Source organism: Citrobacter sp. MGH 55, assembly GCF_016906145.1.
GTDB lineage: Bacteria > Pseudomonadota > Gammaproteobacteria > Enterobacterales > Enterobacteriaceae > Citrobacter_A > Citrobacter_A amalonaticus.
In genome coordinates, this window is record NZ_CP070239.1 from 1,027,259 (window position 1) to 1,049,517 (window position 22,259).

Sequence of the window (22,259 nt, forward strand, 5' to 3'; positions counted from 1 at the left end):
GCGCGCATTTCCCACTACGCCCGGTTCTCTCATTGGCTACTGCGGAGTCGCTATGTCCTGTCTACTTGAAATGAAGAACATCACCAAAACCTTCGGTGTCGTCAAGGCGATTGATAACGTCAGCCTCAGACTGAATGCCGGTGAAATTATTTCATTATGCGGCGAGAATGGCTCAGGTAAATCGACGCTGATGAAAGTACTGTGCGGTATTTATCCCCATGGCAGTTACGAAGGTGAAATTGTATTTGCCGGAGAAACGCTACAGGCCAACCATATTCGTGATACCGAGCGCAAAGGGATTGCCATCATCCATCAGGAGTTAGCGCTGGTTAAGCACTTAACCGTGCTGGAGAATATTTTCCTCGGTAGCGAAATAAGCCGTCATGGCGTGCTGGATTACGACATGATGACCCTGCGCTGCCAAAAATTGCTCAGGCAGGTCAGTCTGGCAATTTCGCCCGATACCCGGGTGGGCGAGCTGGGCCTTGGTCAGCAACAGCTGGTTGAAATTGCGAAAGCGCTGAATAAACAGGTGCGCCTGCTGATTCTGGACGAGCCGACAGCGTCACTCACCGAACAGGAAACGACGGTGCTGCTGGAGATCATCCGTGATCTGCAACAGCACGATATCGCCTGCATCTACATTTCACACAAGCTGAACGAAGTGAAAGCCATTTCCGACACGATCTGCGTGATCCGTGATGGCAAGCATATTGGCACCCGCGACGCGGCTGGCATGAGCGAAGACGATATCATCACTATGATGGTTGGCCGTGAACTCACCGCACTCTACCCCAGCGAACCTCACACCACGGGTGAAGAGATTTTACGCGTTGATCACCTCACGGCCTGGCATCCCGTCAATCGCCATATTCGCCGCGTGAATGACGTTTCCTTCTCACTAAAGCGCGGCGAAATCCTGGGGATTGCTGGTCTGGTCGGCGCGGGACGCACGGAGCTTGTTCAGTGTCTGTTTGGCGTCTGGCCCGGACGCTGGGAAGGAGAGGTGGTGATTGACGGTCAGTCCGTTAACATCCGCAACTGCCAGCAGGCCATCGCCCACGGGATCGCCATGGTCCCGGAGGACCGCAAACGCGATGGCATTGTGCCGGTCATGGCGGTGGGGAAAAACATTACCCTCGCCGCGCTTGATCAGTTCACTGGCAAGGTAAGCCAGTTAGACGATGCCGCCGAATACAAATGCATCCTCGAATCCCTGCAACGTCTGAAAGTCAAAACGTCTTCTCCTGAGCTGGCGATCGGACGTCTGAGCGGTGGAAATCAACAAAAAGCCATTCTGGCGCGCTGCCTGTTGCTTAACCCGCAAATTCTCATCCTTGATGAGCCTACCCGGGGCATCGATATCGGCGCGAAATATGAAATCTACAAGCTCATTAACCAGCTCGTTCAGCAGGGTATCGCCGTAATTGTCATTTCGTCTGAATTGCCCGAAGTGCTGGGGCTCAGCGACCGCATTCTGGTGATGCATGAAGGAAAACTGAAAGCCAACCTGGTCAATCATAACCTGACGCAAGAGCAGGTGATGGAAGCCGCTTTGAGGAGCGAACATCATGTCGAAAAACAATCCGTCTGACGTTAAACTCACCGCCCCACTGACGGGCGTTTTTCCTGGGATTAAATCGCTGAATCTACAGGTGTTCGTGATGATAGCGGCCATCATTGTGATCATGCTGTTCTTTACCTGGACAACGGACGGTGCGTATCTCAGCGCACGTAACGTCTCCAACCTGCTCCGCCAGACCGCGATTACGGGGATCCTGGCGGTCGGCATGGTATTCGTCATCATCTCAGCGGAAATCGATCTCTCCGTCGGTTCCATGATGGGACTGCTGGGCGGCGTCGCGGCTATCTGCGACGTCTGGCTGGGTTGGCCGCTGCCGTTCACCATTATCGTCACGCTGGCGCTGGGATTGCTGCTCGGCGCCTGGAATGGCTGGTGGGTCGCTTACCGCAAAGTTCCCTCATTTATTGTGACTCTGGCCGGGATGCTGGCGTTTCGCGGTATCCTCATCGGCATCACCAATGGTACAACCGTATCGCCGACCAGCTCCGCCATGTCGCAGATTGGGCAAAGCTACTTATCCAATGGATTGGGCTTCACCCTCGGCGCGATGGGTTTAATGGTGTTTATCGGCTGGCAGTGGCGCGGGCGCATGCGCCGGCAGTCCCTGGGTCTTGATGCCCCGGCGTCAACCAGCGTAGTGGGCCGCCAGGCATTAACTGCCGTGATTGTGTTAGGCGCCATCTGGCTGTTGAATGATTATCGCGGCGTGCCGACGCCCGTTCTGCTGCTGGTATTTTTGCTGCTCGCCGGGATGTTCATGGCGACACGAACCGCATTTGGCCGACGTATTTATGCCATAGGGGGTAATCTGGAGGCCGCCCGCCTTTCCGGCATTAACGTCGCGCGGACCAAACTGGCGGTGTTCGCCATCAATGGTCTGATGGTGGCGATTGCCGGGCTCATCCTCAGTTCGCGTCTCGGTGCCGGGTCGCCATCGGCGGGAAACATCGCCGAACTGGACGCCATTGCCGCCTGCGTCATCGGCGGAACCAGCCTGGCGGGTGGCGTCGGCAGCGTTGCCGGCGCAGTGATGGGGGCATTTATTATGGCTTCTCTGGATAACGGAATGAGTATGATGGATGTCCCAACGTTCTGGCAGTATATCGTGAAGGGAGCGATTCTGTTGCTGGCAGTATGGATGGATTCAGCGACAAAACGCCGCGCCTGAACTGCTGAAAAATAGGGCTATTTTTATGCCGGTCACTCCTGTCCGGCATTGTCGTTTATGAAAGAGTGAGCAGAGACAGAACCATGTTTGATAAACGTCACCGTATTACCCTGTTATTTAATGCCAATAAAGCCTACGACCGTCAGGTGGTGGAAGGGGTCGGTGAATATCTACAAGCCTCGCAATCCGAATGGGACATCTTCATTGAGGAGGACTTCCGCGCCCGCATTGATAACATCAAAGAATGGTTAGGTGACGGCGTGATTGCTGACTATGACGACGATGAAATCGCACGATTGTTAGTTGACGTCCATGTGCCCATCATCGGTGTCGGAGGCTCCTATCATCTGGCGGAAAATTATCCTCCTGTCCATTATATTGCCACCGATAATCATGCTCTCGTTGAGAGCGCCTTTCTGCACCTGAAAGAAAAAGGCGTCAACCGTTTTGCCTTCTACGGCCTGCCTGCCTCCAGTGGAAAGCGCTGGGCGGCGGAACGCGAGCATGCCTTCCGCCAGTTGGTGGCGGAGGAGAAGTATCGGGGGGTGGTGTATCAGGGACTGGAAACCGCGCCTGAACTCTGGCAACACGCGCAAAATCGACTGGCGGACTGGCTGCAAACCCTACCGCCGCAGACGGGTATTATCGCGGTCACTGACGCCCGCGCCCGCCATGTTCTTCAGGTCTGCGAACACCTGCATATTCCGGTACCCGAAAAGCTGTGCGTCATTGGCATTGATAATGAGGAATTGACCCGCTATCTGTCACGGGTTGCGCTGTCATCGGTGGCTCAGGGCGCGAGGCAAATGGGCTATCAGGCGGCAAAGCTGCTACATCGCCTGCTGGCCGATGAGGAACTGCCGCTCCAGCGCATCCTGGTGCCTCCGGTGCGCGTCGTTGAACGTCGTTCGACAGACTACCGTTCCCTCTCCGATCCCGCCGTTATTCAGGCGATGCACTATATCCGTAACCACGCCTGCAAAGGCATCAAGGTGGATCAGGTACTGGATGCAGTTGGGATTTCACGTTCCAATCTGGAGAAGCGATTTAAAGAAGAAGTGGGAGAGACCATTCATGCGGTGATCCACGCTGAAAAGCTGGAGAAAGCGCGTAGCCTGTTGATTTCCACGACGCTGTCGATCAACGAAATCTCGCAGATGTGCGGCTATCCTTCGCTGCAGTATTTCTATTCCGTCTTTAAGAAAGAGTACGACACGACGCCGAAAGAGTATCGCGATCTGAACAGTGAAGTGTTGATGTGATGCGGTGGGACCGAAACAAAAACGCCTTCTTTGCAGAAGGCGTTCGGGGATTACATATGGGCTGCGATTAATCGCTGGTTATCCTGATACATCGCGAACAGATAATTGTTGTAACTCTGCCCCTTCGTTGAATAACCCTTCAGCTTATGAATCATCGCTGTCGCCGTTACTTCCTGATCCGCTTTACGCAACTGTGCGCGTGATTTACGGAAAGAGGCGTAAGCCGGATGCGTGTTCAGGTTAATCACATAGGCGCTGACCGACTCTTTGACGGAATCGAACTGCGAGTAACCTTTCACTTTACCTGGCGCATTGTTACAACTCCCTTTCGCACACTTCATGCCGAACAGGTTGTTATTACTACGCGCAAGCTTAGAAGTACCCCAACCGCTTTCTGCCGCAGCCATCGTCGCCACCATACTGGTCGGGATGATGTCTACGCGCTCCAGCAACGTATTCCACGGAATACTCCGGGTGTTGCCCGACCATTTCACCTTGTAGCGCTTCGCAATATCTTTCATGCGTTTACGCTCAGTCGGTGACCAGCGATTCTGATACTGCTTTGAGATCAGCCAGTTACGATCGGCAGTGATCGCCGCATTTTGACTGGTAATATAAGGCATAACCGTCCGGAGAAACGCTTTTTTCCTTGGTGTTCCGGAAGGGTATTTTCGCAAATCAGGAAGTGAACTGCTCTTTGCACTATTGCGAGAATACTCTTGTTTACTGCTTACCTGTTTATTACTTGTCTTGGTTACGTGGGACTTTTGACTCGATGTTGTTGTGTGCGTCTTTGCCAGCACCTCACCCGAAAATACGATGGTGAGTAACATAAGAATCATTGCCCCATATCGTCGTATGGGAGTCAATATCATTAGGTCTCCTGGTCGGATTGAATCATTCCAACACCTTATATTTTTCACAATTTTGAGAGTTGAATCTCAAATCATATCAAAAATAGCGATCAAGAGCACCCTAATGAATAGGCCAATTCCGAAACCATGTCACGCATAAACTATCCCACAAGGAACTAATTCGAACGATTTGTGGTGGTTATCGCAAATTAAGGCTATTTTTTGCCCAAAATCACTCATCCGCGCCCCTCATCCTGGTTGAATGCAGTTGAAGGATGAGTTTCGTCAGCGGGTTCTCAGGCAAACTGGTTAAAATCGCCGCAAAAAGGACCGCACAATGAAACTTGCTGCCATCGCCCTCGCGCTACTGCCAGGCATCACGAGCGCCGCAACATGGACGTCTCAGGGCTTCCCCTCTTTTACCGCGGAGGGAACCGGTAAGTTTGCCAGTCACGCTGAATTGACGAAGGGTACTCGTTCCTTAACGCTCAATTTTGACCAACAGTGCTGGCAGCCGGCTAATACGATAAAACTCAATCAGATGCTGTCGCTGATCCCGTGCGAAGGGACCCCGCCACAGTGGCGTCTGTTCAAAGATGGCCGTTATACGCTGGAAATCGATACCCGTTCTGGTACGCCAACGTTAATGATTACGCTGCCGCGCGAAGCCGAACTTACCGCCAATGTGGCGCGCCAGTGTCCGAAGTGGGATGGAAAGCCACTGACGTTAGCGGTCGCGCAGACTTTCCCGGAAGGGAGCGTGGTACGCGATTTTTACAGCGGACAGACCGCCACGGTGAAAAACGGTCAGATAACCCTGCAACCCGCACCTGCCAGCAATGGCCTGTTACTGCTGGAACGGGCAGAGACCGACGCACCAGCGCCGTTCGACTGGCACAACGCCACGGTCTATTTTGTGCTCACCGACCGCTTCGAGAACGGCGATCCGTCCAATGACCAGAGCTATGGTCGCCATAAGGACAGCATGGAGGAAATCGGCACGTTTCATGGCGGCGATTTACGCGGTCTGACTCACAAACTGGATTATCTGCAACAACTGGGCGTGAATGCATTATGGATAAGCGCTCCGTTCGAACAGATCCACGGCTGGGTGGGTGGCGGCACGAAAGGCGATTTCCCGCACTATGCCTACCACGGTTATTACACGCAGGACTGGACTACGCTTGATGCCAACATGGGCAACGAAGCCGACCTGCGTGCGCTGATTGACGGCGCACACCGGCGCGGGATCCGCATTCTGTTTGATGTCGTAATGAATCATACCGGCTACGCCACGCTGGCAGACATGCAGGAATATCAGTTCGGCGCGCTCTACCTTTCTGGCGATGAGCTGAAAAAAACGCTCGGTGAGCGATGGACCGACTGGAAACCTGCCGCCGGGCAGAGCTGGCACAGCTTCAATGATTACATCAACTTTAGCGATAAGGCCGCCTGGGAAAAATGGTGGGGTAAAGTGTGGATCCGCACTGACATTGGCGATTACGACAATCCTGGCTTTGACGATCTCACGATGTCGCTGGCTTTCCTGCCGGATCTGAAAACCGAATCGACGATCCCATCTGGTCTGCCGGTGTTTTATCAACATAAAGCCGATACGCGTGCGAAAGCCATTGAGGGCTACACGCCCCGGGATTACCTGACTCACTGGCTGAGTCAGTGGGTGCGCGATTACGGTGTCGATGGATTTCGCGTCGACACGGCAAAACATGTCGAACTTCCGGCCTGGCAACAGTTAAAAACGCAGGCCAGCGCGGCACTGGTTGAATGGAAAAAAGCGAATCCGGACAAAGCGCTCGATGATAAGCCGTTCTGGATGACGGGTGAAGCCTGGGGTCACGGCGTAATGCAGAGCGACTACTATCGTCACGGTTTTGACGCGATGATCAACTTTGACTATCAGGAGCAGGCCGCAACAGCCGTCGATTGCCTGTCAGGTATGGATCTCGTCTGGCAGCAGATGGCGGAAAAGTTACAGAGTTTCAATGTATTGAGTTATCTATCCTCGCATGATACTCGTCTGTTTCGTGAAGGCGGAGATAAAGCCGCTGAGTTGCTGCTGTTAGCGCCCGGTGCCGTACAAATATTCTATGGCGATGAGTCCGCGCGACCTTTCGGCCCCACAGGCTCTGATCCGTTACAGGGCACACGCTCTGAGATGAACTGGCAGGATGTCAGCGGAAAATTGGCCAACAACGTTACCCACTGGCAGCGCCTCGGTCAGTTCAGAGCCCGGCATCCGGCCATCGGCGCAGGCAAGCAAACCACGCTTTCGCTCAAACAGGGATACGGCTTCGTTCGACAGCACGGCGACGACTCGGTGATGGTCATCTGGGCAGGCCAGCGTTAACGTAAACCGGCGTCTGAGGCCAGACCCCCTCAGACGCAGCAAAACAAAACACTACACTGAAGAAAATTATAAGCATAAAACGTCAAAGCACCCGTTTCAGCTCGATTTGCACCCTGCCAGTGCTAGCGTTAAGGTAACTCACTTCGACTCAGCGTTTGACAGACCATCCGTTATGACATTTTCACTTTTCGGCGACAAATTCACCCGCCATTCAGGCATTACCCGCCTGATGGAGGACCTCAACGACGGTTTACGCACCCCAGGCGCAATCATGCTGGGCGGCGGTAATCCGGCACAAATCCCGGCGATGCAGGATTACTTCCAGACGCTCCTGACTGAGATGCTGGAAAACGGCAAACTCACTGATGCGCTTTGCAATTATGACGGCCCGCAGGGGAAAACCGAGCTGCTGACCACGCTTGCTTCGCTGCTCCGTGAAAATCTGGGTTGGGATATCGAACCGCAGAATATTGCGCTAACAAATGGCAGTCAGAGTGCGTTTTTCTACTTGTTTAACCTCTTTGCAGGCCGCCGCGCTGATGGGACCACCAAAAAGGTATTGTTCCCTCTCGCACCGGAATATATCGGCTATGCGGATTCCGGGCTGGAAGAGGATCTGTTCGTCTCGGCGCGTCCCAATATTGAGCTGCTGCCAGAGGGTCAGTTCAAGTATCACGTAGATTTCGAACATCTGCATATTGGTGAAGAGACCGGGATGATCTGCGTCTCCCGGCCAACTAACCCGACGGGTAACGTCATCACAGATGAAGAACTGATCAAACTCGATACGCTTGCCAACCAGCACGACATTCCACTGGTCATTGATAATGCCTATGGCGTGCCGTTCCCGAGCATTATTTTCAGCGAAGCGCGTCCGCTGTGGAATCCCAACATTGTGCTGTGCATGAGTCTCTCCAAACTGGGGCTGCCCGGCTCACGCTGCGGCATCATCATCGCCAATGAAAAAATCATCACGGCCATCGCCAATATGAACGGCATCATTAGCCTTGCGCCAGGCGGGATTGGGCCGGCCATGATGTGCGAAATGATTAAGCGTAACGACCTGATGCGACTGTCAGAAACAGTCATCAAACCGTTCTATTTTCAGCGTGTTCAGCAAACCATTGCGATCATTCGCCGCTATTTACCTGAAAATCGCTGCTTAATTCACAAACCAGAAGGGGCAATTTTCCTCTGGCTGTGGTTCCAGGATTTGCCGATCACCACCGAGTTACTCTACCAGCGTCTGAAAGCACGCGGCGTACTGATGGTGCCGGGACATTACTTCTTCCCGGGGCTCGATAAACCCTGGCCGCACACGCACCAGTGTATGCGCATGAACTATGTTCCCGATCCGGAGAAAATTGAAGCTGGGGTGAAAATTCTGGCTGAAGAGGTGGAGCGCGCCTGGAAGGAAAATCAGTAACGCCATCCCGGCCTGATCGGGCCGGGTAATGCGCTTATAAAGGCTGAGCGTGCAGACGCTGGCGCTGCACGCTCGCCGCATCCACACACTTCAATGCCCCTGTCGGGCAAGCCTCCACGCAGGCTGGGCCCGTATCACGATGCCAACAGAGATCGCATTTCACTGCCTGTACGCGCGAGGTTTGTGCAACAACGTTCATTGCGCCGAACGGGCACGCCAATATGCAGCTTTTACAACCAATACAGCGCACCTGCTCAACAAAAATGTGTCCACGATCGCGACGAATGGCCTGTGTCGGGCAAACATTGGCGCACGGTGCGTCTTCACACTGATGACAGGCAACGGCGGTGGTAAAGGTATTTTCCTTAATAACCCGGATGCGCGAGACAAAGTGTTCTGCTGACACCGCGGCACAGTCCTGATTCTCCTGATGCGACACCACGCAAGCGACTTCACAGGTACGACAGCCAATACACTTAGTCGCATCCGCCATGATAAACCGGTTCATTGCACCCTCCCCCCGCCATAAAACCACAGAGTGCCAGAGAGAATAGCGCGGCTGCCTTGATCAAACAGGGGAAATGGTCGAATTTTGTCAGATGCCAGAAACGTTCAGGGGATTCGCCTTATACTTACGACCGGATTTCTGCCTGACGCATAAAAAAAACCCTGGGCGTTGACGTCCAGGGGAATAATCCGCAGGCGACATCACGCTGCGGAATAAGCTGGCACCCGATTGAGTGATATCTATATTTGATAATCTGCCTCATCAACCGCACTGTAGAGCGGTTGAATATTATCCAGTGCCAGTATGTATCCGCTTCCTTTTACGCTAACGATGGAATGCTGAGGTAATCCCAGCAAATATAATTTGTTGTTGAGATTTTTAACCATCGTAGACAAACGCTGTGTGGAAGCACTTAATTCATTTTTTTCCCAGACGTTGACGAGTAACTCATCTTTTGAAACATAATGGGTCCTGGCGTTCAGTAAAAGATAAACAAACAAGCGTAGCATTGTGCGGTTAAAAAATACGCCACCAAATGCAATGACACTGTCCATTTTATTTACCGGCAGCCTGAAAATTCTCGACTCACTGATATCAAAAAATATTTCCCGACCTATCATAAATCCATGTAACTGGTATTCCATCATTACATACTCACGTTTTACTGAACTATCGATAGCTAAACATGTGTAAGTCCTTGTAGATATTGTCTTACGCAAGTTTAAAAAAAATAGAGTTAATTTCAATAGATACCTGAAGCGTTCATTTTAATCGCGCCGCAAGCAAAGTGCAGACTGAATACCTAAAAGATCAATCCAGGCGCTGTTAAATAATCTCTAAAAACAAATTATTAGAGCGTTATTCTATTTCAGTGTGAATATTCGACAATACAAGTTAAACGGGCATATTTATCACAAATTACAGCTTAATATGCTGCATGGATCAATAATGCGTCATGGAGAGGGAAAGTGACTCCCGGCAACAGAGCGTTCCGGGACAATTATTATTACAGTGTAGTTCTCTTAACAGAAGAGCGGTAGAAATATGCCGGACAGCGGCAGACCTGTGAATTGACCCAATCCCAGGCCGGGACAATGGCCGCTGTCCGGCAATTCTTCTCATACTTTTAGAAGCGCCAGCTCACGCCTGACATGAAAGTAAAGCTGTCATCACGGTCGATCATCGGGCTGTCTTTGATTTCATCTGGCAGCACGCTGTAAGCCGCGCTCGCCATCAGAATAATGTTGTCAGTGACGGGGTATTTTGCGGTCAGGCTGACGTAAGGAACCCAACTGTCCTGTGCGGAATAGCGATCCAGACCGCTGCGACGGGATTCACTGCCTGACACACCGTAATAGTAGTCGTTGAAATTTTCATCGTAGTAAAGCACGCCAGCAGACGGGATCAGAGCAAGCTGTCCGACAGGAATTTTACGGAACAGTGATAATTCCCCCATCCAGCCATTGCTGTTATCCAGAACATCTGCGGTCGCAGAAACTTTCACGCTGCCCCAATTTTCATGATGATACCAGGCCGCGCCCGCCATTATCGTACTGTCACGCTTGTCGAGCTTTTTCATGGCGTGGTCGTCGTTATCGCCAGGATCAAATTCCAACGGCATCCAGGAAGCGGTCAGACTAAATTCATTTTGTTCACTTTTAGACAAAATGTAGCCCAGCGTGGTTTGCCGAACATAGAATGATTCGCCTTCATAACTAATGAGGGGAATAGCATGGGTATTTTCATTATACCCGCGATAAGGAGATTCATTATATATCGCACCCGCACCAATGGATAATTCCGAAGCAGATGCACTGGCGATAAAGGAGAAAGCAAATAGTGCCACTATATTGCGTTTAATTAACATGCCCGACGTTCCATTTAAAATAAGCCACAAAGCGTCGAAATAATAATGCTTACAAATTCGTCGGTGCAAGGCACATATTTATATAGTAATATATAAAAACTTATATATATTGGGCTGCTGTGATGAATAAATTACAACTCAAGCATCGGGAATTAAAGATCATCTCGGTCATTGCCGCCAGTGAAAACATCAGTCATGCCGCAACTGTTCTCGGCATCGCCCAGGCCAACGTCAGCAAATATCTTGCTGATTTTGAATCAAAAGTCGGCCTTAAGGTTTTTGACCGGACGACCCGGCAACTGACGCTGACCCCTTTTGGTGCGGCACTTCTGCCCTACATTAATGATATGCTCGACAGAAACGCGCAGCTAAATCATTTCATTGCTGATTATAAACACGAAAAGCGAGGGCGAGTAACGGTGTACGCGCCGACAGGCATCATCGCTTACTTATCGAAACAGGTTATCGCCAGAATTAAAGACATTGGCGACATCTCTTTGTCGCTGAAAACCAGCAACCTTGAGCCAAAAGCCTTTTATGAAGGCGTCGAGTTTCCTGACGACTGTGACGTGTTAATTACCTATGCCCACCCGAAAGATGAATCACTGGTTGCCAGTTTTATTACCAAATATGCAGTGACGGCCTTTGCCAGCCAGACTTACCTTGAAAAGCACCCGCTAAGCCGACCTGAAGACCTTGAGCATCACTCCTGCATCCTGATCGATTCTATGATGATTGATGATGCCAACATCTGGCGCTTCAACAGTGCCGGCAGTAAAGAGATGCGCGACTATCGCGTGACGGGGAACTACGTTTGTGACAATACCCTGTCGGCGCTGGAACTGGCGCGCAACCATCTGGGTATTGTGTTTGCACCCAATGAAAGCGTGAAAAACGATCTGAAGGCCGGGACGCTCGTCCCTTGCTTTTCAGAACAGCATGAGTGGTGGCTGGACCTGGTCGCGATCTTCCGCAAGCGGGAGTATCAGCCCTGGCGAGTTCAGTATGTACTGGATGAGATGTTACGGGAAATCCGCAACCAGCTTGCTCAGACGCAACTGTTGCGTCCCGAGCAAGACTCAATCATCGACAATTAATGATCGAGATAAAGGTAATGTACCCAACTGGTCATGCGCAACAATACCTTACGCATGACCGAGACATGGCTGAAATGGTCGGAGTAGACCGCGACCTGTGCATAAATTCCATCCGGTAATGCACGTAAATCAGCATGCTCCTTCAACTCGATCGTGGCAATGACACCTTCTGACCCCGGCACCGTATTCAACGACTGTAACGTCCCGGTCGACTGGTATGTTCCACCAGGCACCGCCGGACTGATGGCAGCCAGCTTACCGCTGAATACCTTGCCCGGTAAGGCATTGAATACCACTTCCGCGTCATCGCCGGGTTCCAGTCGCAGCAACGAGTTCTGGCGGAATTGCGCGACAATTTGTCGCTTCTGAGCAGGAATAAATACCATCACCGGGCGCAAAGGCAGCGAGGCGGCATAGGTTCCCGGGCGAATCAGCACCTGGGTTACATAACCGTCACTCGGCGCGCGAACGATGGTTTGTTCCAGATTATATTCCGCCTCGGCCAACTGCGCTTTCAGACTGGCTATCTGCGAGTGCTCACCCATTACCAGGCTGTCTAACTGGCTTTGAATCTGCTGTTGTTCCGCCGCTGACGATTTAACCGAAGCCTCCTGCGCCAGGTAGTTCTGCCGCGCGACGTCAATGTCGCGCTCAGAGAATGGATTCACCTCCGCCTGACTCCCCTGCGCATAACGCTGATACTCCCTCGCAAACTTGTCTCGCGTAGCTTTTGCCTGCTGGGTATTGGCGGTCATTTCATCCAGTTCGGCATCCAGCGCATGCTGCTTATGTTGCGCCGTCACAATATCCGCCAGCAGACGATCCACCCTGGCCTGATAGCGCGTGGGATCAAGCCTTAACAGCACTTCACCTTTTTTAATCAGCGTATTTTTCTTATCCGTCACTTCAATCACTACGCCTGTGACCTGCGGAACAACGGGAATAGACATCACCGCTTTTTGCGCTTTAAATGTATAGGGGTGGTTGTAATTCATTAATAAGATTAAACCGCTGACAATAAATATTCCCCCCAGCGCCGCCGTCGGTATGGTCCATTTATTAACAGGAATGTTGAAGATCTTAAAAATCGCCCATGCGAAAGCCACATAGGTCAGGATAATCAGTAAATCCATAATTAATACTCGCCAGAAGAGGATTTCAGGTCAGCCAGTTGTTTTTCCAGCCCGGCAATACGCTCCTGGAGTTGCACAACACCAGGTTCAGGATTTTGCATTCCCCACCCGCGTTCCGGACGATAGAGCGTGGCCCAAATCCACAAGAAAGGCCAGATAACATGTAATGTAAACAAACTCACCCACCCCGCAACATGAATAGCATCGGCATGAGGATGATTGCGTTTTTTCGCAATTAAATAGGGAATATCATGTAAAATAATAATTCCGTAGAAAATGACGAGGAATACAAAAATCAACACCCCAAGCGCAAAATAATCGAGAAACATATTCCTCCCAGAGAATAGAATCAAAAAAAAAGAGTTTGAGAATGATAGTGGAATGACCAGATGTTGTGCAATTGTCATATTTATATATCGACATATGGTTTTTTATATATTGTACATTTTTTCGTATATTGTTTTTTATGCACGTCGCAGTTTATTATGTTTAAACATCAATACAAGGGAACAAAAATGAACAACGCGGAAACCTCATCCACCGTCAGCCTTAAGCGCATCAAAGCGGCCACTATTTACCGTTTATTACTTATTGGCCTTGGTATCCCAATGATATCTTTCAGTTTTATTTGTGGCGTTTTGAGTCTCTTTGGCTTTGAACTGGTGAAATGGAACGAGCAACCCGTGCATGGTGTAATGGCGATTCCTGCCGCGCTGTTCAGCGGTGTGTTTATCACCGTACTGTTCACCGTTTTCATCGGGTCGATTGCCTGTCTGGGACTGTGGGTCTACAGCCGTTTCCGTCCGTTACAGGTAAAGGTGTTGGATTAATCATTATGCCCGATAAGCAAAGCGCTATCGGGCATAACGCGGTCAGTTAAAAGAGTCCCAGCGGTTTATCGGAGTAGCTCACCAGTAAACATTTTGTCTGCTGATAGTGCTCCAGCATCATCTTGTGGGTTTCGCGTCCAATCCCCGACTGCTTGTAGCCACCAAAGGCCGCATGAGCCGGGTAAGCATGGTAGCAGTTGGTCCATACGCGTCCTGCCTGAATACCGCGTCCCATTTTATACGCCAGGTTACCGTTACGGCTCCAGACGCCCGCTCCGAGGCCGTACTGGGTATCGTTGGCTAGCTCCAGCGCCTCGTCCATTGTTTTGAACGTGGTCACCGCCAGTACCGGGCCAAAGATCTCCTCCTGGAACACGCGCATATTATTCTTACCAGACAGGATGGTCGGCTCGAGGTAATAGCCGTCTTTCAGTTCACCTTCAAGCTGCTTACGCCGCCCACCGGTCAGGACATCCGCCCCTTCTTTCTTACCGATATCAATGTAATTCAGGATGGTTTCCATCTGCCCATGAGAGACCTGTGCCCCCATTTGCGTCACGCTGTCCAATGGGTTACCGCTGCGGATGCTTTCTACGCGGCGAATGGCGCGCTCCATAAAGCGTTCGTAGATGGATTCCTGCACCAGCGCACGACTCGGACAAGTGCACACTTCACCCTGGTTAAAGGCAAAGAGCGCAAAACCTTCCAGCGCCTTATCGAAAAATGCATCCTCTTCGTCCATCACGTCGGCGAAGAAAATGTTCGGTGATTTCCCGCCCAGCTCCAGAGTGACCGGGATGATATTCTGCGTGGCATATTGCATGATCTGCTGCCCGACTTCCGTCGAGCCGGTGAATGCCACTTTAGCAATACGCTTCGAAGTTGCCAGATACTCGCCAATCTCTCCACCCGCGCCGTTCACTACGTTCACTACGCCAGGCGGGAGGAGATCGCCAATCACTTCCATCAGCAGTAAAACGGACAGCGGCGTCAGGCGGGCAGGTTTAAGCACTACGCAGTTTCCTGCCGCCAGCGCGGGCGCCATTTTCCAGCTCGCCATCAATAAGGGGAAGTTCCACGGGATAATTTGTCCGACCACGCCGAGCGGTTCGTGGAAGTGATAAGCCACGGTGTCGCTATCCACTTCACTGATCCCGCCCTCCTGGGCGCGAATACAGGAGGCGAAATAGCGGAAATGGTCGATTGCCAGCGGGACATCCGCCGCGCTGGTTTCACGGATCGGCTTACCGTTATCCCAGGTTTCCGCCGTCGCCAGCAGTTCGAGGTTCTGCTCCATACGGTCGGCAATCTTGAACAGAATCGCCGCCCGATCCTGAACAGAAGTATGCGCCCACTGGTCTTTCACCTTGTGGGCCGCGTCGAGCGCCAGGTCAATGTCCCTTTTACCGGAAGAAGCCACTTCGCATAACAGTTGCCCGGTGACGGGCGTCAGGTTCTGGTAATACTCGCCGTCACTCGGGGCAACCCAGTCACCACCGATAAAGTTGTCGTAACGGGCCTTTAACTTCAGGGGAAAACCGTACTCGCCGGGCTGAATACGGGGAGGGTTATTGGTCATGATCGTCTCCTTGCTCCAGGTGTATAACAAGGGTAGACGGGGCTGGCGATTTTCTCGCCAGCCGCTTATAGGTTTACGATAGCGGTCACGAATTACATCGCCGCGCGATAGATCGCCATAATCTCGTCGTGCGTGGCCTGAATTGGGTTAGTCAGACCGCAGGCATCTTTCAACGCATTGGCCGCCAGCACCGGAATATCTTCTTCTTTCACGCCCAGGGCTCGCAGACCCGCCGGGATATTCACCTGCTGCGCCAGTGCGCGGATCGCCTCGATGCAGGCTTCTGCGCCTTCGGCGTCGGTCATCCCTGCAACATGAACCCCCATTGCTGCCGCACAATCACGCAGACGCGCTGCGGCCACCTGGCTGTTGAATACCTGAACGTGCGGCAGCAGGACGGCATTACACACACCGTGCGGCAGGTCATAGAAACCGCCTAACTGGTGCGCCATCGCGTGGACGTAACCTAATGACGCGTTATTGAAGGCCATCCCCGCCAGGAACTGCGCATAGGCCATCGCTTCACGCGCATGCACATTGCCGCCCGATTCCACGGCAACGGCCAGATTATCAGAAATCATGGTCATCGCTTTCAGGGCGCAGGCATCGGTGATCGGCGTGGCGGCTACAGAAACATAGGCTTCAATCGCATGGGTCAGCGCGTCCATGCCGGTCGCCGCCGTCAGCGATTTTGGCATGCCGATCATCAGCGAAGAGTCATTTACCGAGAGCAGTGGCGTGACGTGTTTATCCACAATCGCCATTTTGATGTGACGGTCAACGTCAGTGATGATGCAGAAACGCGTCATTTCAGAGGCGGTTCCTGCCGTGGTGTTAATCGCAATCATCGGTAATTGCGGTTTTGCCGAGCGATCAACGCCTTCATAATCACGAATATCGCCGCCATTGGCGGCCACCAGCGCAATCCCTTTGGCACAATCATGTGGGGAACCGCCGCCCAGCGAAATAACGCTATCGCAATCATTTTCTTTCAGGATCTTCAGGCCGTCGGCGACATTAATTGTCGTAGGATTAGGGTGCGTACCATCATAAATAACGCTGAAAATATTATGTTCCTGCAATGCTTTTTGAATATCACCCGCCATGCCTAATTTCGTCAGCACACTGTCGGTGACAATTAACGTCCGACGAAAGCCATATTCCGCCATAGCATTCATTGCATCTTTTAATGAATCAGCCCCAATTATATTCACAGAAGGAATATAAAATGTAGAAGCAGCCATATGCTCAATCCTTAATAGTTTTTGAAGGGATTGCAGCATACGAACGAATCTCAGGAGATAATATGATCACAGCGGTGTTTATTTAATGAAAAAATAAAAGAGCACATTAGGCTACAAATTAATGGGCTCTTTTCGTCTCAACCTATTTATTATGTCAATTCATTCTTATTTTTAATAAATTGTATTATTCCTTTGCCGGAAATAATAATGCATCGCGTAACAGGTGATCGTTTCCACGGCGACGCGTAAAGCCAATCCGGTCGAAATATTCCAGAATCTGAATCGCCAGCTTTCGGCCTACGCCCAACCGATCGCGAAAATCCGCAGCGCAGGTTGATCCTCTCTCCTGATCCAGTTCGCGGATCATGCTGGCGAAAGCCACAATGCGATCGTTACGGTAGTAACGATCTTTTACGATCGCCGTAATCATCCCCTGCTGCGCCGCCTGCCGCAGTACCAGACGCATGGTCTGCTCCTCGGTCGCGGTTTCACGCGCGAGATCGCGGACCCACCAGGGTTCGTCACCAAATAACGGCGCGGCTTTAAGCCAGATAGCCTGCTGTTCGTCAGTAAACCCTGTCTTGTGATCCGGCAGATGCAACCAGCCATGGTGGCTGTGAATATCGCCGCTGTCGCGCATTTGTTCAATCAACAACAGCACCAGCGCTTCATCTTCCATCGGCAGCGCCATACGGCGCAGGCGTTCGCGCCCCGGACCAGGCTCATCACGATGTTGTTCATGGTAAGTCGCCAGCGTGTCGAGGATTTTGCGCTGCCAGCGTGCGGCAACTTCCGCATTCAGCAGGCTGTAACCTGCCTGAATAAATCCATGCTGGTGAATGAGCGAACGCATACCTTCGCCATTTAGCTGGCGCGCCCACGCAAAGTCGGGCAGATTGACCGCCCCGCGTTGCAGGTGGACCACCAGCGCGGCACCGTCATCTTTCGCCGCCGCCAGTGACGCCAGCCATTGCAGATACTCGGGTTTACGTTTGCCGCGACGTGGCGGATTAAGTGCAACCACCCGCGCCCCGGCAAGCGTCGCGCGCGCGGAGATATCGCGCAGCACCAGCCGGTCGTTATCGGCCAGCAGCAGAGGCGTATCAAACACCAGTTCCGCCAGGTTAGCTTCCAGCAGCGATACCCGCCCGGTCACATGACTCGCCGCATGGTGAATATGTAGCGGCTGCCACTGCGTAAGCGGGACGTGGCTTTCCAGCGCGACAATCACCCGCGTGAACGGCTCAGGCGGGGCGTCTGAAAGCAGCCAGTCACCCCGGTTAAGCTGCTCCTTTTCAGCATCGCCGACGATATTCAGCGCGATGCGCTGCCCGGCATGAGCATGCTCACTCGCCTGATTTTGCGCGTGAAGTCCGCGCACGCGCACAGATGCATTCACGCCGGTCAGCCACAGCGTATCCCCAACGTTTACTTCACCGCTCAGCGCGGTGCCGGTCACCACCAGCCCGGCGCCTTTTACAGTAAAGGCACGATCGATAGCCAGTCTGAACGTCTGATTCCGGGCGTGTTCGCGGGCGGGCAGTTGCTGCAAATGTTCGCGTAACGCCTCAATCCCGCGACCTTCATTCGCGGCCGTCACAAATAGCGTCGCCTGCGCAAAGCCATACTCACGCAGGACATCCTCCACCTGCTGTTGGACCTCCTGCACCCGCGTATCATCCACACGGTCAGCTTTGGTCAGCGCCACCGTCAGCGTCGGATTCCCGGTCAATTGCAGGATCGCCAGATGTTCGCGCGTTTGCGCCATCACGCCATCGTCGCAGGCTACCACCAGCAACGCATGATCGATTCCGCCCACGCCCGCCAGCATGTTTGAGAGAAACTTCTCGTGACCGGGAACATCGATAAAGCCCAGCACGCGCCCGTCTGGCTGCGGCCAGTAGGCATAGCCCAGGTCGATGGTCATGCCACGCTTTTTCTCTTCCGGCAGGCGATCGGCATTCACGCCGGTAATGGCCTGCAGCAGCGTCGTTTTCCCGTGGTCGACATGTCCGGCGGTCGCAATAATCATTTCAACAACATCTCCATAAACCGGGTCTCATCTTCAAGACAGCGTAAATCCAGCCACAGTCGGCCCTCGTAAATCCGGCCGATAACCGGAACCGGTAGCTCACGCCAGCGGGTCGCCAGGGCTTCAAGACGGCTTCCGCGGCCGTCGTGCGGTGTAAAGGTTAATGCCGCGCTGGGGAGCCGATCAACTGGTAAAGAGCCACTGCCGATTTGCGACAGACAGGGCTGTACGCTCACCGCAAACTCCGCACCATAGTGCGCGGCCAGCGGCGCCAGAAGCCGCTCCGCCTGAGACTGAATAGCGTCTTTGCGTCGGGTCAACAGGCGCAGCGTCGGCAGTTTCTCGGCCAGCGCTTCCGGGTGGAGATACAGACGCAACGTTGCTTCCAGCGCAGCAAGGGTCATTTTATCCGCCCGCAACGCACGTTTAAGCGGATGACGCTGCAATTGTGCAATCATCTCTTTCTTACCGACGATGATCCCAGCCTGCGGACCGCCCAACAGCTTGTCGCCCGAGAAGCTCACCAGGCTGACACCCGCGGCAATCAACTGCTGCGGCATTGGCTCTTTCGGCAGACCGTACTGGCTCAAATCGACCAGCGAACCACTACCGAGATCGGCCACAACAGGAACATCCAGCGCCTGGCCGATCTGGACCAGCTCCGTTTCATCAACAGAGTGGGTAAACCCTTCGATGCTGTAATTACTGGTATGTACCTTCATCAGCAGGCCGGTGTTTTCATTTACCGCCTGACGATAGTCATCGGCATGCGTCCGGTTAGTGGTTCCCACTTCATGTAGCGTACACCCAGCCTGACGCATCACATCCGGGATACGAAACGCGCCGCCGATCTCCACCAGCTCACCGCGTGATACCACCACCTCTTTACCGGCGGCGGTGGCGGCCAGCATCAGCAGTACCGCCGCCGCGTTGTTATTCACAATGCAGGCATCTTCCGCGCCGGTGATACGGCGCAGCAATTCCGCCAGCGCGCGGTCACGATGCCCGCGTCCCGCGCCGTCCAGATCATACTCCAGCGTCACCGGCGAGCGCATGGCCTGCGCGACAGCCGCGACGGCCTCTTCAGCCTGTAAAGCGCGACCCAGATTGGTATGCAACACCGTGCCCGTCAGGTTAATTACCGGGCGCAGCGCACTCCGGGCCTCCTTTTCCAGCCGAAGACTCACTTCCTGCGCCCAGTTTTCACACCACGCAGGCAACGTCTGCGTATCGCGAATCATCTCTCTTGCTTCATCAAGCAGTTGACGGAGCAGATCAACGATACGGGTATGCCCGTGGGTCTCACGCAGGGTAAGAAATTCACTTTCACGCAATAAGCGATCAATGGCGGGAAGCTGACTGTAGAGCGAACGGGTTTCGGTCGTCATGAAAAGGCCTGGCTGTGGGTGACCCTCCCCACAACGGGGAGGGATATCGACATAGAGGAGATTGTAACGTGAGATTGCCTGGACGGACAGAATATGAATCAAGCCTTTGGGGGTTCAGTGCGGGCAAAACTCTCGCGCTGAAACAGCGTCTCCACCAGCTTGACCAGGTGAGGTCGGCTCACGCACCAGCCCGGTGAGACGCGGCGGAAGTTGAGATAGCCCACCGCGCAGGCAATGGCGATGGTCGCCAGATCAACCGTGTCAGGTTTAATCGTCCCGTCGACCAGGTACGCTTCCAGCGCATCCAGACTGCGGTTGATTTTCTCGCGCTGGCGCAACAGTTCGGTTTCCGATTGCTGCGCGGCGGGACGTGCCTGCTCGCGCACCGACACCAGACCGGCGTCCATAATCCCATCGGCCAGTGCCTCAAGTTGACGGACTTTCAGCGAGGCCAGCGGTTCACGCGGCAGCATCGCTGGCGCAATATCCAGCAGTTCAATGTATTCGGCGATAATTGGCGAATCGAACCAGTACTCCCCATCGTCAGTCACCAGCGCCGGTACTTTTCCTAACGGATTGTACTGCGCGACGCCATTTTCCGCGTTGTAGGGCAGTTCATTAACAAATTCGAATGTGATGCCTTTTTCCAACAGCAGGATCGAAATTTTTCGTACAAACGGGCTGGTGTAGCTACCAATGAGTTTCATGATCAGTCCTTTTCGCCAACACAAAACAATGAGTATGGCTCACGCAGCGGGAAAAGGCAGGTGACGGCGTTCTCAATGATCCAAATAAAGGTAGTGCATCCAACTGGTCATGCGCAGTAACACCTTACGCATGACCGAAACATGGGCGAAATGGTCGGAATAGACTGCCACTTGCGCGTAGATGCCGTCGGGTAACGCATCCACATCGGCATTCGGGTCCAGTTCAATCGTCGCCAGGACGCCATCGGTCCCGGGCACCACCGTCAGGGACTGTAATGCTCCCTGAGCCTGATACGAGCCGCCCGGCACCACAGGCAATATGCTGGTCAACTTACCGTGAAAAACTTGCCCAGGAAGCGCGTTAAATACCACCTCCGCGTCGTCGCCGGGTTCAAGACGAAGCAGCGAGTTCTGCCGGAACTGAGCGACAATCTGCCGCTTTTGTTCGGGGATAAAGACCATCACCGGACGCAGCGGTAGCGCGGCAGCGTAGGTACCGGGTCGTATCAGCACCTGGGTGACGTAGCCGTTGCTGGGCGCGCGAATAATGGTCTGTTCGAGGTTGTATTTCGCCTCTGCCAATTGCGCCCTCAGGCTGGCAATCTGCGACTGTTCGCCGTTAACCATGCTGTCTAACTGGCTTTGAATTTGCACCTGCTCAGCCACTGAACCCTTCACCAGCGCATCCTGCGCCAGATAATTTTGCCGGGCGTTATCAATATCGCTTTCTGAGAAGGGGTTCACCCGCGCCTGGCTGCCCTTCAGGTAACGCTGATAATCTTTATACAGCCGATCGCGCTCCGCAGAGACCCGCGTCGTATTAGCCTGCGCTTCTGAGAGCTGGGCTTTCAGCGTCTGGATATTATGCGTGGCGGTGACCAGATCGGCCTGTAACCTGTCCACGCGCGCCTGATAGCGAACCGGGTCGAGTTTAAATAGCACTTCACCCTTTTTAATCAGTTGGTTATTTTTATCCGTCACCTCGCTGACAATTCCGGTAACCTGCGGCGTAACAGGAATGGAAATAACGGCTTTTTGCGCAGTAAAGGTATACGGATGGTTATAGTTCATTAACAGGATCAGGCCGCTGACCAGAAATACACCGCCTAATGCCGCCGTCGCCAGCGTCCATTGATTCACCGGTATGCGGAATATTTTGAAGACTGCCCACGCCAGCGCGACGTAGGTTAATATAATCAACAGATCCATGA

Annotated in this window: 19 protein-coding genes; 7 read left to right on the plus strand and 12 right to left on the minus strand. The window is 53.0% G+C overall.

What is annotated here, in order from left to right; translation table 11 throughout:
- Positions 1-52 precede the first annotated feature (52 nt).
- The 3 genes from JTI98_RS04140 (at position 53) to xylR (ending at position 4,015) form a co-directional block, all read left to right on the plus strand.
- Complete coding sequence (locus tag JTI98_RS04140; protein ID WP_042998579.1) at positions 53-1,594, plus strand: xylose ABC transporter ATP-binding protein; 1,542 nt, start codon at positions 53-55, stop codon at positions 1,592-1,594.
- On the plus strand, positions 1,572-2,753 hold the full coding sequence (gene xylH / locus JTI98_RS04145) for a xylose ABC transporter permease XylH (protein WP_216081949.1): 1,182 nt from the start codon (positions 1,572-1,574) through the stop codon (positions 2,751-2,753). The genes JTI98_RS04140 and xylH overlap by 23 nt, the downstream gene beginning before the upstream one ends.
- Positions 2,754-2,836: 83 nt before the next feature.
- Positions 2,837-4,015 carry a D-xylose utilization transcriptional activator XylR gene (xylR, locus tag JTI98_RS04150; protein ID WP_042998581.1) on the plus strand — a complete coding sequence of 393 codons (1,179 nt, stop codon included), beginning with the start codon at positions 2,837-2,839 and terminating at the stop codon, positions 4,013-4,015.
- A gap of 50 nt (positions 4,016-4,065) precedes the next feature.
- Here xylR and JTI98_RS04155 read toward each other — a convergent pair whose 3' ends face one another.
- Positions 4,066-4,890, minus strand: a complete 825-nt coding sequence (locus JTI98_RS04155; protein ID WP_042998582.1) for a protein bax — start codon at positions 4,888-4,890, stop codon at positions 4,066-4,068.
- A gap of 316 nt (positions 4,891-5,206) precedes the next feature.
- Here JTI98_RS04155 and malS point away from each other — a divergent pair, with 316 nt between their 5' ends.
- Together malS and avtA are read left to right on the plus strand one after the other, a co-directional pair.
- Complete coding sequence (malS, locus tag JTI98_RS04160; protein WP_216081950.1) at positions 5,207-7,237, plus strand: alpha-amylase; 2,031 nt, start codon at positions 5,207-5,209, stop codon at positions 7,235-7,237.
- Between the two features lie 172 nt (positions 7,238-7,409).
- Positions 7,410-8,663, plus strand: coding sequence for a valine--pyruvate transaminase (gene avtA, locus JTI98_RS04165; protein WP_042998584.1), 1,254 nt, complete (start codon positions 7,410-7,412; stop codon positions 8,661-8,663).
- A 34-nt stretch (positions 8,664-8,697) separates the two neighbouring features.
- On the opposite strand, the gene JTI98_RS04170 is transcribed toward avtA, so the two are convergent.
- The 3 genes from JTI98_RS04170 to JTI98_RS04180 all read right to left on the minus strand — a co-directional run bounded on the left by JTI98_RS04170 (position 8,698) and on the right by JTI98_RS04180 (position 11,038).
- Positions 8,698-9,171, minus strand: coding sequence for a 4Fe-4S dicluster domain-containing protein (locus JTI98_RS04170; RefSeq protein WP_216081951.1), 474 nt, complete (start codon positions 9,169-9,171; stop codon positions 8,698-8,700).
- 239 nt (positions 9,172-9,410) lie between these two features.
- Complete coding sequence (locus JTI98_RS04175; RefSeq protein WP_224267565.1) at positions 9,411-9,818, minus strand: helix-turn-helix domain-containing protein; 408 nt, start codon at positions 9,816-9,818, stop codon at positions 9,411-9,413.
- A gap of 479 nt (positions 9,819-10,297) precedes the next feature.
- The gene (locus JTI98_RS04180) at positions 10,298-11,038 is read right to left on the minus strand and encodes a MipA/OmpV family protein (RefSeq protein WP_216081952.1); all 741 of its coding nucleotides are present in this window, start codon (positions 11,036-11,038) and stop codon (positions 10,298-10,300) included.
- Positions 11,039-11,160: 122 nt separating this feature from the next.
- On the opposite strand from JTI98_RS04180, the gene JTI98_RS04185 reads away from it, so the two are divergent.
- Entirely contained in the window at positions 11,161-12,135 is a 975-nt protein-coding gene (locus tag JTI98_RS04185; RefSeq protein WP_042998587.1) for a LysR family transcriptional regulator, read from the plus strand.
- Here JTI98_RS04185 and JTI98_RS04190 read toward each other — a convergent pair.
- A complete protein-coding gene (locus JTI98_RS04190; protein ID WP_216081953.1) occupies positions 12,132-13,268 on the minus strand; it encodes an HlyD family secretion protein in 1,137 nt (378 codons plus the stop codon). The two genes, JTI98_RS04185 and JTI98_RS04190, sit on opposite strands and share 4 nt — an antisense overlap.
- A gap of 2 nt (positions 13,269-13,270) precedes the next feature.
- Positions 13,271-13,597, minus strand: a complete 327-nt coding sequence (locus JTI98_RS04195) for a DUF3302 domain-containing protein (protein WP_046401671.1) — start codon at positions 13,595-13,597, stop codon at positions 13,271-13,273.
- Between the two features lie 186 nt (positions 13,598-13,783).
- Here JTI98_RS04195 and JTI98_RS04200 point away from each other — a divergent pair, with 186 nt between their 5' ends.
- Positions 13,784-14,098, plus strand: coding sequence for a hypothetical protein (locus JTI98_RS04200; protein WP_044328075.1), 315 nt, complete (start codon positions 13,784-13,786; stop codon positions 14,096-14,098).
- A 46-nt stretch (positions 14,099-14,144) separates the two neighbouring features.
- Here JTI98_RS04200 and aldB read toward each other — a convergent pair whose 3' ends face one another.
- From aldB to JTI98_RS04230, 6 genes are all read right to left on the minus strand, one after another.
- Positions 14,145-15,677, minus strand: coding sequence for an aldehyde dehydrogenase AldB (gene aldB / locus JTI98_RS04205; RefSeq protein ID WP_042998591.1), 1,533 nt, complete (start codon positions 15,675-15,677; stop codon positions 14,145-14,147).
- 92 nt (positions 15,678-15,769) lie between these two features.
- The gene (gene yiaY / locus JTI98_RS04210; protein ID WP_216081954.1) at positions 15,770-16,921 is read right to left on the minus strand and encodes an L-threonine dehydrogenase; all 1,152 of its coding nucleotides are present in this window, start codon (positions 16,919-16,921) and stop codon (positions 15,770-15,772) included.
- 184 nt (positions 16,922-17,105) lie between these two features.
- Entirely contained in the window at positions 17,106-18,953 is a 1,848-nt protein-coding gene (gene selB / locus JTI98_RS04215) for a selenocysteine-specific translation elongation factor (RefSeq protein WP_216081955.1), read from the minus strand.
- Positions 18,950-20,341 (minus strand): L-seryl-tRNA(Sec) selenium transferase, encoded by a 1,392-nt coding sequence (selA, locus tag JTI98_RS04220; RefSeq protein ID WP_044328736.1) that lies wholly within the window; start codon positions 20,339-20,341, stop codon positions 18,950-18,952. The genes selB and selA overlap by 4 nt, the downstream gene beginning before the upstream one ends.
- Before the next feature lie 98 nt (positions 20,342-20,439).
- Positions 20,440-21,048, minus strand: coding sequence for a glutathione S-transferase (locus tag JTI98_RS04225; protein ID WP_042998595.1), 609 nt, complete (start codon positions 21,046-21,048; stop codon positions 20,440-20,442).
- 72 nt (positions 21,049-21,120) lie between these two features.
- Positions 21,121-22,257 carry an HlyD family secretion protein gene (locus JTI98_RS04230; protein ID WP_058587407.1) on the minus strand — a complete coding sequence of 379 codons (1,137 nt, stop codon included), beginning with the start codon at positions 22,255-22,257 and terminating at the stop codon, positions 21,121-21,123.
- Positions 22,258-22,259: the final 2 nt, after the last annotated feature.